Annotated in this window: 14 protein-coding genes and 1 riboswitch; of the genes, 6 read left to right on the top strand and 8 right to left on the bottom strand. The window is 66.7% G+C overall.

What is annotated here, in order from left to right:
• Window positions 1–2 precede the first annotated feature (2 nt).
• From PSQ39_RS00325 to ftsZ, 3 genes are all read left to right on the top strand, one after another.
• The gene (locus PSQ39_RS00325) at window positions 3–788 is read left to right on the top strand and encodes a cell division protein FtsQ/DivIB (protein ID WP_273924604.1); all 786 of its coding nucleotides are present in this window, start codon (window positions 3–5) and stop codon (window positions 786–788) included.
• A gap of 34 nt (window positions 789–822) precedes the next feature.
• Window positions 823–2,052 (top strand): cell division protein FtsA, encoded by a 1,230-nt coding sequence (ftsA, locus tag PSQ39_RS00320; RefSeq protein ID WP_273924603.1) that lies wholly within the window; start codon window positions 823–825, stop codon window positions 2,050–2,052.
• A 228-nt stretch (window positions 2,053–2,280) separates the two neighbouring features.
• Window positions 2,281–3,510, top strand: a complete 1,230-nt coding sequence (ftsZ, locus tag PSQ39_RS00315) for a cell division protein FtsZ (protein WP_273924602.1) — start codon at window positions 2,281–2,283, stop codon at window positions 3,508–3,510.
• 149 nt (window positions 3,511–3,659) lie between these two features.
• On the opposite strand, the gene PSQ39_RS00310 is transcribed toward ftsZ, so the two are convergent.
• Window positions 3,660–5,471 carry a methyl-accepting chemotaxis protein gene (locus PSQ39_RS00310; protein ID WP_273924601.1) on the bottom strand — a complete coding sequence of 604 codons (1,812 nt, stop codon included), beginning with the start codon at window positions 5,469–5,471 and terminating at the stop codon, window positions 3,660–3,662.
• Between the two features lie 189 nt (window positions 5,472–5,660).
• Here PSQ39_RS00310 and lpxC point away from each other — a divergent pair, with 189 nt between their 5' ends.
• Together lpxC and thiC are read left to right on the top strand one after the other, a co-directional pair.
• A complete protein-coding gene (lpxC, locus tag PSQ39_RS00305) occupies window positions 5,661–6,584 on the top strand; it encodes a UDP-3-O-acyl-N-acetylglucosamine deacetylase (protein ID WP_273924600.1) in 924 nt (307 codons plus the stop codon).
• Between the two features lie 39 nt (window positions 6,585–6,623).
• Window positions 6,624–6,747, top strand: a riboswitch (TPP riboswitch).
• A 110-nt stretch (window positions 6,748–6,857) separates the two neighbouring features.
• Window positions 6,858–8,723, top strand: coding sequence for a phosphomethylpyrimidine synthase ThiC (thiC, locus tag PSQ39_RS00300; RefSeq protein ID WP_273924599.1), 1,866 nt, complete (start codon window positions 6,858–6,860; stop codon window positions 8,721–8,723).
• A 55-nt stretch (window positions 8,724–8,778) separates the two neighbouring features.
• On the opposite strand, the gene PSQ39_RS00295 is transcribed toward thiC, so the two are convergent.
• The 3 genes from PSQ39_RS00295 to ruvC form a co-directional block, all read right to left on the bottom strand.
• Window positions 8,779–10,443, bottom strand: coding sequence for a methyl-accepting chemotaxis protein (locus tag PSQ39_RS00295; protein WP_273924598.1), 1,665 nt, complete (start codon window positions 10,441–10,443; stop codon window positions 8,779–8,781).
• Between the two features lie 30 nt (window positions 10,444–10,473).
• Window positions 10,474–10,647, bottom strand: a complete 174-nt coding sequence (locus PSQ39_RS00290; RefSeq protein WP_273924597.1) for a hypothetical protein — start codon at window positions 10,645–10,647, stop codon at window positions 10,474–10,476.
• 247 nt (window positions 10,648–10,894) lie between these two features.
• On the bottom strand, window positions 10,895–11,446 hold the full coding sequence (gene ruvC, locus PSQ39_RS00285; protein WP_273924596.1) for a crossover junction endodeoxyribonuclease RuvC: 552 nt from the start codon (window positions 11,444–11,446) through the stop codon (window positions 10,895–10,897).
• A 132-nt stretch (window positions 11,447–11,578) separates the two neighbouring features.
• On the opposite strand from ruvC, the gene PSQ39_RS00280 reads away from it, so the two are divergent.
• Window positions 11,579–12,202: a hypothetical protein gene (locus PSQ39_RS00280; RefSeq protein ID WP_273924595.1), complete on the top strand. Its 624-nt coding sequence runs from the start codon at window positions 11,579–11,581 to the stop codon at window positions 12,200–12,202.
• Between the two features lie 33 nt (window positions 12,203–12,235).
• Here the strand turns inward: PSQ39_RS00280 and mtgA are convergent, their stop codons facing one another.
• The 4 genes from mtgA to PSQ39_RS00260 are packed head-to-tail and all read right to left on the bottom strand — an operon-like array spanning window position 12,236 to window position 16,799.
• The gene (gene mtgA / locus PSQ39_RS00275) at window positions 12,236–12,967 is read right to left on the bottom strand and encodes a monofunctional biosynthetic peptidoglycan transglycosylase (RefSeq protein WP_273924594.1); all 732 of its coding nucleotides are present in this window, start codon (window positions 12,965–12,967) and stop codon (window positions 12,236–12,238) included.
• Between the two features lie 32 nt (window positions 12,968–12,999).
• Complete coding sequence (gene aroE, locus PSQ39_RS00270; RefSeq protein ID WP_273924593.1) at window positions 13,000–13,830, bottom strand: shikimate dehydrogenase; 831 nt, start codon at window positions 13,828–13,830, stop codon at window positions 13,000–13,002.
• Between the two features lie 39 nt (window positions 13,831–13,869).
• Window positions 13,870–14,730, bottom strand: a complete 861-nt coding sequence (locus tag PSQ39_RS00265) for an energy transducer TonB (protein ID WP_273924592.1) — start codon at window positions 14,728–14,730, stop codon at window positions 13,870–13,872.
• Complete coding sequence (locus PSQ39_RS00260) at window positions 14,727–16,799, bottom strand: ribonuclease catalytic domain-containing protein (protein ID WP_273924591.1); 2,073 nt, start codon at window positions 16,797–16,799, stop codon at window positions 14,727–14,729. The genes PSQ39_RS00265 and PSQ39_RS00260 overlap by 4 nt, the downstream gene beginning before the upstream one ends.
• Between the last annotated feature and the right edge of the window lie 24 nt (window positions 16,800–16,823).

Below are 16,823 nucleotides of genomic sequence, written 5' to 3'. Positions count from 1 at the left end.
GCATGAACGACTCGCTGGCCGTGCCGCTGGACGTCAAGCTGATGAACCTGACCGCCTCGGTCCTGTTCATGGGCCTGACCACGCTGGTGCTGGCGGCGGGCGGCTGGTGGGTGCTGCGGCACCCCGCTTTTTCGATTGGCGGCATCACGGTGCAGGGCGAGTTGGCGCACAACAACGCGGTCACCTTGCGCGCCAATGTGGCGCACAAGCTGGTCGGCAACTTCTTCACCGTGGACCTGCAGCAGGCACGCGCGGTGTTTGAAGGCGTGCCGTGGGTGCGTCAGGCTTCGGTGCGACGCCAGTTTCCCAACCAGTTGCAGGTGCAGCTGGAAGAGCATGTGCCCGTGGCCTTGTGGGGCCCGGAGAGCGGCTCCGGCATGTTGAACAGTTTTGGTGAGGTGTTCGAGGCCAATGTCGGCGATGTGGATGCCGACGACCTGCCCCGCCTGAACGGCCCCGAACGTCAATCGGTCGAGGTGCTGGACATGTACGGCCGCTTGCGCCCCATCCTCAAACAGGTCGATCTGGACCTGGCCGAGCTTGAACTCACGCAGCGCGGTGGCTGGCGCGCCACGCTGGACTCGGGCGCCGAGATCGAACTGGGCAACGGCACGGTGGACCAGGTGCTGACCCGCACGCGCCGTTTTGTGGCCACGCTGACCCAAGTGACTTCGCGTTATGGCCGCCGCACCAATGCGCTTGAAAGCGCTGATTTGCGCCACACCGAAGGCTATGCCCTGCGCTTGCGTGGCGTGACCACGGTGACGGCCGACGTTCCCAAAAAATAGACCCAACCCAATACACAGAATCACAGGTACACATATGGCAAAGGAATACAAGGATCTGGTGGTGGGGCTGGACATTGGCACGGCCAAGGTCATGGCGGTGGTGGCCGAAGTCCTGCCCGGCGGTGAGCTCAAGCTCGCTGGCTTGGGCGTGGCCCCCAGCAACGGCCTCAAGCGCGGCGTGGTGGTCAACATCGACGCCACCGTGCAAAGCATCCAGCAAGCCCTCAAAGAGGCCGAGCTGATGGCCGACTGCAAGATCACCCGCGTCTACACCGGCATCACCGGCAGCCACATCCGCGGCCTCAACTCCAGCGGCATGGTGGCGGTCAAGGACAAGGAAGTCACCTCGGCCGACGTGGCCCGCGTGGTGGAGACGGCCAAGGCCATCAACATCTCGACCGACCAGCGCCTGTTGCTGGTGGAGCCGCAGGAGTTCGTCATTGACGGCCAGGACGTCAAAGAGCCCATCGGCATGAGCGGCCTGCGCCTGGAAGCCAAGGTGCACATCGTGACCGGGGCGCAGAGCGCGGCCGAGAACATCATCAAGTGCGTGCGCCGCTGCGGCCTCGATGTGGAGCAGCTGATGCTCAACCCGCTGGCCTCCAGCCAAGCCGTGCTGACCGATGACGAGCGTGAGCTCGGCGTGGCCGTGGTCGACATTGGCGCGGGCACGACCGACGTGGCCATCTTCACCAACGGCGCCATCCGCCACACGGCGGTGATCCCGATCGCCGGTGACTTGATCACCAGCGACATCGCCATGGCCTTGCGCACGCCGACCAAGGACGCCGAGGACATCAAGGTCGAGTCGGGCTACGCCAAGCAACTGCTGGCCGATGCCGAGACCCAGGTCGAAGTGCCGGGTCTGGGCGACCGGGGCCCGCGCATGCTGAGCCGCCAGGCTTTGGCGGGTGTGATCGAGCCGCGCGTCGAAGAAATCTTCTCCCTGGTGCAGCAGGTGATCCGCGAATCCGGCTACGAGGAAGTGCTGTCCTCGGGCATCGTGCTCACCGGCGGCAGCTCGGTCATGCCCGGCATGGTGGAGCTGGCCGAGGACATCTTCCTGAAGCCCGTGCGCCGGGGTCTGCCCAAGTATTCCAGCGCCCTGTCCGACATGGTGGCCCAGCCGCGCGCCGCCACCGTCATGGGCTTGATGGAAGAGGCCCGCCAGGCCCGCATCCGAGGCTTCAAAGTGGCCCAGAAAAGTGGCTCCATGAAGACGGCCTTTGGCCGCTTCAAGGACTTCATCGTGGGGAACTTCTGACCATGTTTTTCCAACCGGGCCTCGGGGCTGGCATCACCCGCTGGAGCGGGGTGCTGGCGCTCGGCCCGCCCCAGCGAAAACGCTGGCTCGCCCGGGGCAGTCCGCCCTTGAAAAAAAGGCGAGCGGAACACTGTATCGGACCGCCGTGAAGGCCCTCTGGCAAGTCACAATATTCCAACAGTAAAAATTTTTGGCAATTGCATATCAGGCAGATTCAGGAGCAACAAGATGACCATCGAAATGATCGAAGTTGAAGAGTTCAACATGGGCACGCAGATCAAGGTGATTGGGGTGGGTGGTGGCGGCGGCAACGCGGTCGAACACATGATCCAACGCCATGTGCAAGGCGTCGAATTCGTCTGCGCCAACACCGACGCGCAGGCCCTGAGCCGCAGCGCTGCCCATCGCACGATTCAACTGGGTCTGAGCGGTCTGGGCGCAGGCAGCAAGCCCGACAAGGGCCGTGACGCCGCCGAAGCGGCCCTTGATGACATCCGTGCTGCCATCACGGGTGCCCACATGCTGTTCATCACCGCCGGCATGGGCGGCGGCACCGGCACGGGCGCTGCGCCGGTGATCGCCCGTGTGGCCAAAGAAATGGGCATCCTGACCGTGGGCGTGGTGACCAAGCCTTTCGACTGGGAAGGCAAGCGCCGCATGACCAACGCAGATGACGGCCTGGCCGAACTCGAAGCCAATGTCGACTCGCTGATCGTGGTCCTGAACGAAAAGCTGCTCGACGTGCTGGGCGACGACATCACGCAAGACGAAGCCTTTGCCCACGCCAACGACGTGCTCAAGAACGCTGTGGGCGGCATTGCCGAAATCATCAACGAATACGGCCATGTGAACGTCGACTTTGAAGACGTCCGCACCGTCATGGGCGAGCCTGGCAAGGCCATGATGGGCACCGCCGTGGCCAGCGGCCCGGACCGCGCCCGCATCGCCGCCGAGCAAGCCGTGGCCTGCCCGCTGCTCGAAGGCATCGACCTGTCGGGCGCCAAGGGCGTGCTGGTGTTGGTCACCGCCGCCAAGGGCAGCCTGAAGCTGTCCGAATCCAAGCTGGCGATGAGCACCATCAACGCCTACGCTTCGCCTGACGCGCATGTCATCTACGGCGCCGCCTACGACGACACCCTGGGTGAGAACATCCGCGTGACCGTGGTTGCCACCGGCCTGAGCCGTCAAAACGCTCGCCGTCAAGCGCCTCCGCTGCAAGTGCTGCGCACCGGCACCGACAACGTGGGCTTCAACCTGCCCGTGGCGTCGGCTGGCGGCTCGGTGGGCAACGCGGTGGGCCTGGGCTCGGTCAGCTCGGGCGCCGACTACGGCGGCATGAGCGTGCCCAGCGTCTGGCGCACCAACCGCACCCAAGCTGCGGCCAAGGTGGACGCGCTGGTGTCGGGCGGCATGGACGACCTGGAAATCCCGGCCTTCCTGCGCAAGCAAGCCGACTGATCTTGGTCACCTGACCTCGGGGCTGGGCCCCGACCTGATACGCCTGTGAAAAACCCCGCGCTCCTTTCGGAGGGCGGGGTTTTTTCATGGGGGGCAGAGGCTGGCGCGGGGGGCAGCCCGAGGGCTGACTCAGCCGCTGACGCGGTGGCTCAGAAGGATTCCCAATCGCCCTCGGACGTGGTGCTGCTGGCGTTGCTGGCCGCAGGCCGGGGTTCGGCGGCCGCTTTGGCGCTGCTGCCGCTGCCGTTGTGGCCCACGGCGGGGGCCTTGCTGGCCTGTGCAGGCAGGGCGCTGCTGGGGGCCGGGGTGCTGACCCGAGGTGCTGCTGGCCGGGCTGGCTGGGGCTTGGGCGCTGGCGCCCGCTGCGGCGCCGGGCTGAGGCGCGCCGGGGCGCTGCTGCCGTTGACGCGGAACAGGTCCACCACCTCGGTCAGGCGCAGGGCTTGTTCACGCAGGCTGTCGGCGGCGGCGGCCGACTGCTCGACCAAGGCCGAGTTCTGCTGCGTCATCTGGTCCAGCTGGTTGATCGAGCCATTGACCTGGGCGATGCCCTGGCTTTGCTCGGAGGTGGCGGCGCGGATCTCGCCAATGATGTCCGTCACGCGCTGCACGCTGGCCACGATCTCGTCCATGGTGCTGCCCGCATGGCCCACCAGGCGGGTGCCCGATTCGACCTTTTCGACCGAGGCGCCGATCAGCGACTTGATCTCCTTGGCCGCCTCGGCGCTGCGCCCGGCCAGGCTGCGCACCTCGCCGGCCACCACGGCAAAGCCGCGGCCTTGCTCGCCGGCCCGGGCAGCTTCGACGGCGGCGTTCAGGGCCAGGATGTTGGTTTGGAAAGCAATGCCGTCAATGACGCCAATGATGTCGGCAATCTTTTTGCTGCTGGCATTGATGTCTTCCATGGTGCTCACCACTTCGGACACCACGCTGCCGCCGCGTTGCGCCACCTCAGCGGCCGATTGGGCCATCTGGTTGGCGGTCTGGGCGGAGTCGGAGGTTTGGCGCACGGTGCTGGTCAATTCCTCCATGCTGCTGGAGGTGGATTGCAGGTTGCTGGCGGTTTGCTCGGTGCGTTGCGACAGGTCGGTGTTGCCCTGTGCGATTTCACTGGACGCGGTGGCGATGCTGTCGGTGGCGGAGCGCACCTCGCTGACCAGGCGGCGCAACGAGCTCACCATGTGGGCCAGGCCGTCGAGCATGGAGCCGGCCGGGGCTGGCGCGATGTGCACATCCAGATTCCCTTCGGCCACGGCCGACATGGCCTCGATGGCCACCAGCGGATCGCCGCCAATCTGTTGCAGCACCGAGCGCGCCACCAGCACGCCAATGCCGCCCACCACCAAGACCACCAGCAGCACGAAGCCAAACTGGCTCAGCATGGCGTCGCGCACCTGTTGGTCCAGGTCATCGGTGTAGACGCCAGAGCCCACCATCCAATTCCAGCCATCGACCCGGATCGCATACAGCAGCTTGGGCACCAAGGTTTGCTGGCCGGGGCGGGCGAACATGGTGGGCACAAAAGCGCGGCCCTGGGGGCTGGCGCGCACGCCATCGGCCAGGAGCTTGATGATGTCGGTGCCGGCCCCGTCCTTGATCTTGCCCTGCATGTTCTGGCCTTCCCACTCGGGCTTGATCGGGTGCATCACGCCGGTCGCATCCAAGGTCCAGATGTAGAAGTACTCGGTCTTGCCCTCCGGGCCGCCGTAGCGCGACACGCGCAAGGCCTCACGGGCGGCTTTTTGGGCGTCCTCGGTGCTCATGGCGCCGCTGGCGGCCTTGGCCTGGTAGGCGTTGACGATGCTGTACGCCCCTTGCACGGCGGTGGTCAGCAGCTCCTTGCGGGCTTCAATGATTTGGCTGCGCTGCTGGGCCAGGGTGATGACCGCCAGCAGCAGGAGCGCTGCCAGGGCCGTGCCGATGAGCAGCATGATTTTTGCTTTGAAACTGAGGCGGTTCATTCCATTCTCCTGGGCTTTTGGACGGGTGCGGATCGACGCACGTCGTCCTGGGTGCGGTGGCGTGCCACCCAATTTTGCGGGTCAACGCCCCACCTGGCAGGCAGGGCCTACCCTTAAAAAGGCTTGTCTTGATCTGGGTCAGGATGGGGCCGGCCTGCCGAGGCGGCGCCAAATCCCTAAAATGCTCGGATGCTGCAGCAAAGAACCCTGAAAACCCTGACCCGTGCCGTGGGCGTTGGCCTGCACAGCGGGCAGCGGGTGGAACTCACCCTGAGACCGGCCCAGCCGGACACCGGCATCGTGTTCCGCCGGGTGGACCTGCCCGAACCCGTCGACATCCCCATCACCGCCCAGGCCGTGACGGACACCCGCCTGGCCTCGACGATCTCGGCGGGGGGCGCCAAGGTGCACACGGTCGAGCATTTGATGTCGGCCTGCGCCGGCCTGGGCATCGACAACCTGTACATCGACATCACCGCTGAAGAGGTGCCCATTCTGGATGGCTCTTCGGCTTCGTTCGTGTTCTTGCTGCAAAGCGCGGGGGTGGAGCTGCAAAAGGCGCCGCGCCGCTTCATCCGTGTCAAGCGTCCCGTCGAGGTGCGCGAAGGCGAGGGCGCCCAGGCCAAGTGGGCCCGGCTCACGCCCTACCATGGCTACAAGCTGAACTTCGAGATCGACTTTGACCACCCGGCTGTGGACTCCACGGGCCAGCGCGTTGAATTTGACCTGGGCGCGGGCAACTACAGCCGCGACATCGCGCGAGCACGCACCTTCGGCTTCACGCGCGACGTCGAGATGATGCGCGCCAACGGCCTGGCCTTGGGCGGTGGGCTGGACAATGCCATCGTCATGGACGACTACAAGGTGCTCAACAGCGACGGTCTGCGCTACGACGACGAATTTGTGAAGCACAAGATCCTCGACGCCATGGGCGACCTGTACCTGATCGGCAAGCCTTTGCTGGCCGAGTACACCGCCTTCCGCTCGGGCCACGCCATGAACAACCGCCTGCTGCGCGAGTTGCTGGCCCAGCCGGACGCCTGGGACATCGTCACTTTTGATGACGAGCGTCAGGCCCCCAGCGGCTTCGCTCAGCCCGCCCGCGCCTGGTAAGGGGCTGGCAGCGCAAGCCCCGGGCCTGCGCTTATACTGCGGGCTGCTCCGGGGTGCACCATGTGCTGAGACGGGGCTGCGGTGGTCACAACCACGGCAGCTGCCCGAACCCGACGAACTTGATCCGGTTAATACCGGCGTAAGAAGAGCCGAACATCAGGCCAGCACTCCCTCGCGGAGCGTCTGGTTGTGCCAGCCCCGCCGTTCAGGTGGGCGCGCGCGCACAGGGTTCACTCCGGGGCTGGTTCAACAGCGCCGCAAAGGACCCACACCATGAACGCACCCGACACCCTCGCCCGCGAGAAATTCGCACAACTGCTTTCGCTCACCCGCGAACCTTTCCCCGCCTCCAGCAAGGTTTACGAATCCGGCGCCCTGTTCCCGGACCTGCGCGTGCCCATGCGCCAGATCGACCTCAGCAATGGCGAGCAGGTCACGGTGTACGACACCTCCGGCCCTTACACCGAACCCAGCGCCGCCATCGATGTGCGCCGTGGCCTGCCCAGCGTGCGGGGTGACTGGATCGCCCGCCGGGGCGACACCGAGCACTACGAAGGCCGCGCCCGCGTGGCCCTGGACGACGGGCAAAAAGGCGACGCCGATGATGCCCGCCTGCAGGCCTTGCGGGCCGAGGCGGCGGCGTTGCAGCGCCGCCCGATCCGGGCCAAGGCGGGGCGCAACGTGAGCCAGATGCACTACGCGCGCCAGGGCATCATCACGCCCGAGATGGAGTACGTGGCCATCCGTGAAAACGGCCGCCGCGAGTGGATGGCCCAGTACCTGGCCGATGAGGCGCGTGAGAAGCGCCTGGCCGGTAACCCCATGGGCGCGGCCATCCCGCGCCTGATCACGCCCGAGTTTGTGCGCGACGAGGTGGCGCGCGGGCGCGCCATCATCCCGGCCAACATCAACCACCCCGAGGTCGAGCCCATGGCCATCGGGCGCAACTTCCTGGTCAAGATCAACGCCAACATCGGCAACTCGGCCGTCACCTCCAGCATCGAGGAAGAGGTCGAGAAGCTGGTCTGGGCGATCCGCTGGGGCGCTGACAACGTGATGGACCTGTCCACCGGCCGCAACATCCACACCACGCGCGACTGGATCGTGCGCAACAGCCCGGTGCCGATTGGCACGGTGCCGATCTACCAGGCCCTGGAGAAGGTGGGCGGCGTGGCCGAGGACCTGACTTGGGAGATCTTCCGCGACACCTTGATCGAGCAGGCCGAGCAGGGCGTGGACTACTTCACCATCCACGCCGGGCTGCGCCTGGCCCACATCCACCTGACCGCCAACCGCCGCACCGGCATCGTCTCGCGCGGGGGCTCGATCATGGCCAAGTGGTGCATTGCCCACCACCGTGAGAGCTTCCTGTATGAGCACTTCGAGGACATCTGCGACATCATGAAGGCCTACGACGTGAGCTTCTCGCTCGGCGACGGCCTGCGCCCGGGCTCGGCCTCGGACGCCAACGACGAGGCCCAGTTCGCTGAGTTGCACACCCTGGGCGAGCTGACCCAGCTGGCCTGGAAGCACGATGTGCAGACCATGATCGAAGGCCCCGGCCATGTGCCCCTGCACATGATCCAGGCCAACATGACCGAGCAGCTCAAGCACTGCCACGAGGCGCCGTTCTACACCCTGGGCCCCCTGACCATCGACATCGCGCCGGGCTATGACCACATCGCCAGCGCCATCGGTGCGGCCATGATCGGCTGGATGGGCACGGCCATGCTGTGCTACGTCACGCCCAAGGAGCACCTGGGCCTGCCCGACCGCGAGGACGTCAAGCAGGGCATCATCGCCTACAAGATCGCGGCCCACGCCGCCGACGTGGCCAAGGGCCACCCAGGCGCTCGGGCCCGCGACGACGCGCTGTCGCAGGCGCGCTTCGACTTCCGCTGGATGGACCAGTTCAACCTCAGCCTGGACCCGGACACGGCGCGCAACTTCCATGACGAGACCTTGCCCAAGGACTCGGCCAAGGTGGCGCACTTTTGCTCCATGTGCGGGCCCAAGTTCTGCTCCATGAAGATCACCCAGGAGGTGCGCGAGTTCGCCGCCCAGGGCATGGCCGAAAAGTCGGCCGAGTTCAAGCAGGGCGGCGGCGACCTGTACGTGCCGATCAAGCCTGTGGCCTGAGTGGCACGCGGCCGGTGCCGTTACCGTGGGGGACAGCGCCCGGCGGGCCGCTTGATCAGGCCCGCTGGGGCTGGCCGTCCCAGGTCAGGGCCGGGCCGCCTTGGCTGGCGCCCTCGGGCAAGACGAACTGGCTGATCATGCCGCTGAGTTCGCGCGCTTGTTGGTTCAGGCCATCGGAGGCGGCGGCCGACTGCTCCACCAGGGCGGAGTTCTGCTGGGTCATCTCGTCCAGGCGCGCCACGGCGGTGTTGATCTGGGCGATGTCCCGGCTCTGGTCGGCTGTGGCCTGGGCGATGGCCCCCAGCGCTTGAGCCACGCCTTGCACGGCACCCACGACCCGGTTCATGGTGCTGCCAGTCTGGTTGGCCAGGGTGGCCCCCGCTTCGATGCGCTGCACGGAGTTGCCGATCAAGCCCTTGATCTCCTTGGCCGCACTGGCCGAGCGGCCTGCCAGTTGGCGCACCTCGGCCGCGACCACGGCAAAGCCGCGCCCGGACTCGCCGGCGCGGGCCGCTTCGACGGCTGCGTTCAAGGCCAGGATGTTGGTTTGGAAGGCAATGCTGTCGATCACCCCCACGATGTCCTCGACCCGGCCCGAGGCCTGGTGGATTTCGGTCATGGTGTGCACCATCTGATCGACCAGCGCTCCCCCTTGCTGTGCCACCTCGGCCGCTTCGGTGGCCATGCGTTCGGCCTGGCCAGCGGCGGCGGTGGACTGCTGCAGGGTCTGGCTCATGCCCTCCAGGGCGGCGGCGGTTTGTTGCAGGCTGGAGGCCGCTTGTTCGGTGCGCAGGGACAGGTCACTGTTGCCATGGGCAATCTCGCTGGAAGCATGGCCGATGTTGTGGGCCGATTGCCGGATCAAGGCCACCAGCCGCCGCAGCGAACCTTGCATCGAGCCCAGGGCCAGCAGCAACTGCCCGGCCTCATCGCGGCTGTGGCCTTCGATGTCGTCGCGCAGGTCCAGGGCGGCCACCCGTTCGGCCGTGTGGCTGGCCACGCGGATGGGCTGAGCAATCCGGCGCACCTGCCACATCGACAGCACACCGCCCAGCAGCAAGGCCGCCGCGCTGAAGCCCAGCAGGGCTTGGCGGGCGGAGGCGCTCAGGCCGCCCACCGTGGCGCCGGCCTCGTCAATGGCTTGGCGCTGGGCCTGACCCAGGTCTTTCAGCGCCCCCAGCAAGTTCGCGGCACTGGGTTGAAAGCGCTGGCTGAAGACCTTGCGGATGCGTTCGGTGAGGCCGGAGTCACGCGCCGCGACCAGTTCGGTGCGGGCCTTCTGGAAATCGGCGCCGGCTGTGGCGATGCGCTGCAGCAGTTGTTGATCGGCAGCGGCGGGCAGGCGCTCGTTGAGCTGCGCCATCAGGGCTTCGTACTGGACCTGGGTGCTCTGGATGTCCTGCGCCAAGATCTCGCCCACTTCGGGCTCGGAGCTCAGCGCCATCGCCTTGTAGCGCTCGGCATTGAGCGATTGCAGCCGGTAAGCGTCGGCCACCAGGCGCTCGGACGGGAGCTTGTCTTCGATGACCTGGCGTGTGGCTTCGTCCACCTGGTAGAGCGACCAGACCCCAAAGCCGGCACCGATGAGGCTGAGCACCAACACCATCCCAAAAGTGGCAAGTAGGCGCTGGCGCAGCGAATGGCGCGGCGCTTGGCTCAGAAGGGGGGCGGCGCCAAGGGGAGCATCGGTGAACGGGGCAGCGGTCGAAAAAGAGGTCACGGGCAGTTCCTTGCCCTCTTCCCCCCGGGATCAGCTGCGCTGCAGCACCAGCCTTGTGGGCGGGAGGTCCAACGCTTCAGGCTCCAAGGCCTCAGGGTGCCCCTCCAGGTACACCAGCATGCGGCCCTTGCGGAGCAACACATGGCTGATGGTCATGGTCATGCCTTTCCAGCGGGCCGATTTGCCGGGCTTGTACAAGGTCATGTCGCAGGTGCGGGGAGGCGGTCCTGAGTCGGTGGGGCTGTCCGGGGACAAAAGGGATTCTGTGGGTGGGAGCGGGTTTGCTCCACCATCGGTATTGAACATGCGCGGTGTGACGGTACTTTGACAGGAGGCGAAAAAGAAAGCCTCCCCGAGGCAAGGGTTGAGGGTACCCCAAACGGGGTGCGCGCAGGGATTTGTTTGGCCTCCCTTCCTCGCTTCGCTGGCCCCTGTCGGGCCAGGGCCCGACTCAGTAGCTGCGGCCGTCCCGGTACATGGCGTGGCTGCGGCGCTGCAACTGTCCCCCGGCTTCCGACAGCCGGGCCATGGCCTGGCCGGCGTGGGCGTGGGTGATGGCCATGCCCAGGGCGTCGGCCGCGTCGGTGCCGGGCAGACCAGGCAGGCGCAGCAGGCGGCGCACCATCTCCTGGACCTGGCTTTTGGCGGCCCGACCATGACCGACCACCGCCTTTTTCATCTGCAAAGCGGTGTATTCGGACACCGGCAGGTCCCGCGACACCAGCGCGGTGATGCAGGCCCCACGGGCCTGCCCCAGCAGCAGGGTGGATTGGGGGTTGACGTTGACGAAGATGATTTCCACCGTGGCCACCTCGGGCTGGTAGCGCTCGCTGACTTCGCGGATGCCGTCGTACAACACCTTCAGCCGCCCTGGCAGGTCACCCAGCGGCAAATGGGTGGTCTTGATGGTGCCGCTGGCCACATAGCTCAGGGTGGCGCCCTGAACGTCGATGACGCCAAAGCCAGTGGTTTGCAAACCGGGGTCAATGCCTAGAATTCTCATGAGGGGTCGAGTTTAGGCGCCTTCGCACCTGGCCTGCGGTCGGCCGCCTTGACCTCCGCTCCCTGGCTGGCTCCAGCCCGGGCAAAAGCCTCACTTACAATAAGTTAATGTCCCACCGCCGGCCCCAGCCTCATGTCTCGTCCTTCGCCGTTTGAGGATGGCGGGCGGCTCAGCGTGAGCCCCAGGGTGAGGGTCTTGCTGACCCTGGCGCGGCGCTACCGCATCGCGCAGCTCAGACACGCCAAAGGGCGTTGTTTTTCAAGTTCGCTGGCCTTGGCCCTGGAGGCTCGGCGCCGAGGCATTGAGGTGGAGTTGCTGCGGTGGCGCGTCAAGGACACAGACGACTACTCGGACCATTGGGCCGTTCGCCTTGATGAGCACCGGGCGCTGGACCTCAGCAGCGTGCAATTCGATCCTCTCGGCCGTCCGCTGCAAATGCTGGATGCCTACCCCTCCAGCTTCATCGACCGCCGCCAGTACCCCGCCAGCTTGTTCCTGGATGAATACCGGCGCGTCGCCCAGCACCGGCGCAGCCGGTTGCCTCTGGCCTTTTTGACGCTGGTGAGCCACCGCATGTGGCGGCATGACGTGGTGCTGGAGTTCAGGCGCGGCGCCTGGATCAGCGCTTCGCTCAATACCGTGCGCTACCTGGGCCGCCTGGCCGTGCTGCGCCTGGAAGGCCTGCGACGGCGCATGGACCGGCGGGCACGCCAGCTGCGCGGCGAGCCCAACCCCCAGAACGAAACGGTGTTGTGACGCCGCACCCGGGGCGCCGGGCTGGTGTCGGCGTCAGGGCAAGACGGCCGAGCCCATGCGCGCCTGGATGGTGGCTGCCCGCGCTGCCAGGTAGGGTGAGTTGGGCAGCTTCTCGAAGTACTTGGGGCGCGGCAACATGACCGCCAGGCGAGCCGCCTCGCTGGCGCTCAGGCGCGCGGCCGACTTGCGGAAGTAGTGTTGAGCCGCTGCCTCGGCGCCGAACACCCCTTCGCCCCATTCCACGCTGTTGAGGTAGATCTCCAGGATGCGCTGCTTGCTCAAAAAAGCCTCCAACAAGGCGGTGAGCACGAACTCCTGCCCCTTGCGCAGCAAGGTGCGTTCACCCGACAGCAACAGGTTCTTGGCCAACTGCTGGGTGATGGTGGAGCCACCCACGATCTTCGGTGGGCGCGGAGCGTTGCGGCCCGTGCTGGCGGCCGGTTGGGCCCGGGCCTCGGCCTTGGCGTTTTTTTGCCAGGCCTTCTGAATGGCGTCCCACTCCACACCGTCGTGCTGGGTGAAGCCGTCGTCCTCCGAGGCAATCACGGCGCGCTTGAGCGTGTCGGCGATGTTTTGGTAGGGCACCCATTGCTGGCGCCAGCGCAGGTGGCCGGTTTCGCGCTGCACCCGCACGGCCTCCGAGCGCTGAAAGCTGGTAGAGGCTGGGTCCAGCACCGTCAAGGCGGCGATGCGGGCGACAAAAAACAGCTGCAGGCCCAGCAGGGCCAGCACGAGCAGCAGCATCCAGCGCAGCAGGGCTTTCATGGTCGGCGCGGTCGCTTGAGCGCTCACTCGGCTCAGAGCAGGGCGCGCAACTCGGCCAGCACCTGGGCCGAGGGGGGACGCACGCCACGCCAGATCTCAAACGCCTCGGCCGCCTGTTCGACCAGCATGCCCAGGCCATCGCGGCCTTGCGAGCCATGGGCGGCCGCCCAGCTCAAAAAGCCTTGGGCAGCCGGGCCGTACATCATGTCCAGTGCCAGGCTGCCCGGGCGCAGCACGCTGGCGGGCACGGGGACCTCGGCGCCGCTCAAGCTGCTGGCCGTGGCGTTGATGACCACCGCAAAGTCCCCTTTGATCTGGTCGATGGGCGGGGCCTCGAGCTGGCAGCCGTTGCGATCGGCCAGGGTTTGGTGGCGGGCCACCAGGTCCAGCGCCTTGGCATGCGTGCGGTTGACCACCACCAGCCGGGCCGGGCGGGCGTCCAGCAAGGGGCCCAGCACCCCGGCGGCCGCGCCACCGGCACCGATCAGGAGCACGTCCTGACCCGCCAAGGGGCGGTTTGCGTTGTGTTCGATGTCCTTGACCAGGCCGATGCCGTCGGTGTTGTCCGCGTGGATGCCGTCGGCCCGCAGGCTCAGCACGTTGGCCGCCCCGGCCAGTTGGGCGCGTGGGCTCAGGTGCTGGGCCAGTTCAGCCGCTTCAAACTTGAAGGGCACCGTGACGTTGCAACCCCGGCACTGCGCCGCTTGCAGGGCGGCGATGTCCTGGGCAAATTGGCCCAGTTCGATGCGCTGGCGGCCGTAGCTCAGGTCCTGGCCGGTCAGCTCGGCAAAGCGGGCATGGATCCAGGGCGAGCGGCTGTGTTCAACCGGGTTGCCCAATACGCAGTAGGTGTCTTGGCTCATGGCAATGCGGGCCTGCGCCAGCAGGCCGGGAGGTGAAAGTTATTGGACCTTGGCTTCCAGGGTTTCGTCGCGGGTGAAGCGAAAGCGGGACACCACCACGATCTGATCGGCCTGCCGGCGCATCGCGGCGCTGAAGGCACCAAAGGGCTGGGCCGACCGGGCGATGGCCTCGGCACGCCGGTCCAGCGTTCGATTGCCCGAGCTTTGCACGATCTCCGTGCCCAGCAGCTTGCCTTGGGCGTCGATGGTCAGGGTCATGGTGAGTTCGCCATACAGCTTCTTGCCGTTTTGTTCGGGGAAGTTTTCCGTGCCTTTGTCTTCGACCTTGTGGCGCAGTTGGTCGTAGTAGGTGGCGTAGACCTCTTCGCGGGTGGCGGGACTGATGTATCGCTTCTTGGGACGCGCGTTTTCCTCGTTCACGCGGCGCTCGATTTCCGCCAGCAGCTTGATGAGTTGGCGTCGCTTCTCTTCTTGGGCGGTATCGGGTTGCGGGGTGTTGTCCCGCGCAGGGGGGGGCGCTGGCAGCGCCGCCAACTGCCGGCGGACTTCAGCCAGCAGGCGCGCCTGCTGCTGCTCCATCGCCGCGAGCTGGCGCTGGGTCTCTTCGAGCGTGTCTCCGACGCTGCTGAGCGCTGCGCTGGGCAAGGGGGAGGTGGCGCGCCCGCGGCTGGCTTCGCCGCCACCGGCCAGGGAGGCCTGGGCGATGGCGGTGGCTTTGTCAGGTCGGGCATTGGACTTGGCGTTGACCAGGATCACCTCCAGCGGCGTGTCCTGGAACACCCGGTTGAAGGCGCCGGGGTCGACAAAGCGCACCGTCAGCAGCGCTGCGTGCACGGCCAGCGACAGCGCCAGCGTGATCTGCAGCGTGCTCAGGCGACGAAGAGAGGCGAGGGGGCTCACGGGGCCGGATTATCGGGGCGATTCTCGCCGCCCGTGGGCTCTGCTTCGTTCACATCCACGGCAATCGCGATCGGGCCGGCCACGGCCTCGTCTTCACCGTCGTCCTCGTCGGCGGACGCCAGCGGCAGCTCGGCATCCAGGCGCTCGACGATGGTGCCGGTGAGGTCGAGGGCGATCTCGTCGATCTCGCCGAGCTTGACGCGCACCCGCGCACCGCGTGGCAGGCCGCTCATGCCCGAGGCGGCCAGCACCAGGGGCAGGCTGTCGGCGCGCACCAGCACGCTGCCGTTGGGGCCTTCCTTGAACACCGTGGCGTTCAGCTCGGTCAGGCCGTTTTGCTGCACGTACTTGAGGGTCCAGAAGCGCTCCATGCCGGCCTGGTAGCCGTTGTAGGCGCTGTAGGCGGCGTCAAAGCCGCTGATGATGGAGAACAGCTCAGCGTCCTTGGGCTTGAAGGGCGCGGCCAGCGCCGCGGTCTTGCCATGGCGGGCGCAGGCAATGATCTGCCACTGGTTGACCAGGTCGGTGTAGCGGCGCAGGGGCGAGGTGCTCCAGGCATAGGCCTTGACCCCGATGCCGGCGTGCGGCTGGGCCTTGGTGCCCATGCGCACCTTGACGCCGGGCGCCAGGCTGGCCTGGCTGCGGTAGATGCCGGGCACGCCGCATTCGGCCAGCCACAGGCCCCAGGTGCTGTTGGCCAGGATCATGGCCTCGGCCACGATCAGGTCCAGTGGGGCGCCGCGCTGGCGCACGCTGATCTGCACGGTTTCCTGGCCGGTGGGCTCGGCGCCCTCGTTGCCGACCAGGCGGAAGTTGTAGTCCGGGCGGTTGAAGGTCTCGGGCTTCCCGCGCACTTCTTCGCGTCGGCCCTTGAGCACCTTGGCCAGGCGGAACAAAAAGGCCATGGTGCGGTGGTCCATGCCGCCGGGCAGGGTGGTGGGCTCGGGCTGGTCGCTTTCCAGCCAGGCTTCGGTGACCACGGTGTCGAGCTGGTCATGGCGCAGGTTGGCGGCCATGGGCACTCGCTCCAGGCGGGTCTCGCTGGCTTGCACCTCCAGGCTGGCCTCGTCAAAGGTGACGTACAGCGACACTGCGGGGCAGGCGCGGCCTTCGGCCAGGGTGTAGCGCTGCACCACCTCGTCGGGCAGCATGGTGATCTTGTAGCCCGGCATGTAGACCGTGGACAGGCGGTGGCGCGCCACCTGGTCGATGGGCGTGCCCGTGCCCAGCGCCAGGCCGGGGGCGGCAATGTGCACGCCCAGGGTCACGCGGCCCGTGCCCAGGCCTTGAACGGACAGGGCATCGTCGATTTCGGTGGTTTGCGAATCGTCGATCGAGTAGGCCTGGACCTCGGCCAAGGGCAGCTCGTCGGTGATGTCGGGCGCTTGCAGCGGCGGGAAGCCCGTGCCCTTGGGGAAATTGTCAAACAGGAAGCGCTTCCAGTGGAACTGGTAGGCCGAGTCGATGGCGCCAGACTGGCGCAGCAGCTCGAGCGGCGCAGTCTGGGTGGCGCGTGAGGCCTCGACCACGGCCTTGTACTCAGGCGCGTTCTTGTCGGGGCGGAACAGGATCTTGTAGAGCTGCTCGCGGATGGCGGCTGGGCACTCGCCCTGGCCCAGGGCGGCCGCCCAGTCGGCGATCTGCTGCAGTTGCTGCTTCTTCTTCTCGATCGCCAGCAGGGCTTGCTGCACGATTTCGGCCGGGGCCTTTTTGTAGCGGCCCTTGCCGGCGCGGCGGAAATAGTGGGGGGCGTCGTGCAGTCGGAACAGCGCGGCCACCTGCTGGATTTGGGTGGCTTGCTCGCTGAAGTAGTCGCGCGCCAGGTCGGCAAAGCCGAAGTCGTCCTCGGGGGCGAACTCCCAGGCCAGTTCCAGCTCAATGCCGTCGGCGGCGGCCTGCGCCTGGGCCATCAGCTCGGCCGGGGCGGGCTTGTCAAACTTCAGCAGCAGGTTGGCGGCCTTGACCTTGACCCGTTTGCCGGATTCCAGTTCCACCTGCAGGGAGCTCTCCGCTTCCGACAGAACGCGTCCGGCCTGAAATTTGCCGGCTTCATCAAACAGTGCATACATGGGCCTGATTGTCCCATTCTCGGA

Origin of the sequence: Curvibacter microcysteis, assembly GCF_028649455.1 — a bacterium.
Classification (GTDB): domain Bacteria; phylum Pseudomonadota; class Gammaproteobacteria; order Burkholderiales; family Burkholderiaceae_C; genus Curvibacter; species Curvibacter microcysteis.
The sequence above is the reverse complement of the archived record's forward strand: the minus strand, read 5'-3'. Positions and strand labels throughout refer to the sequence as shown.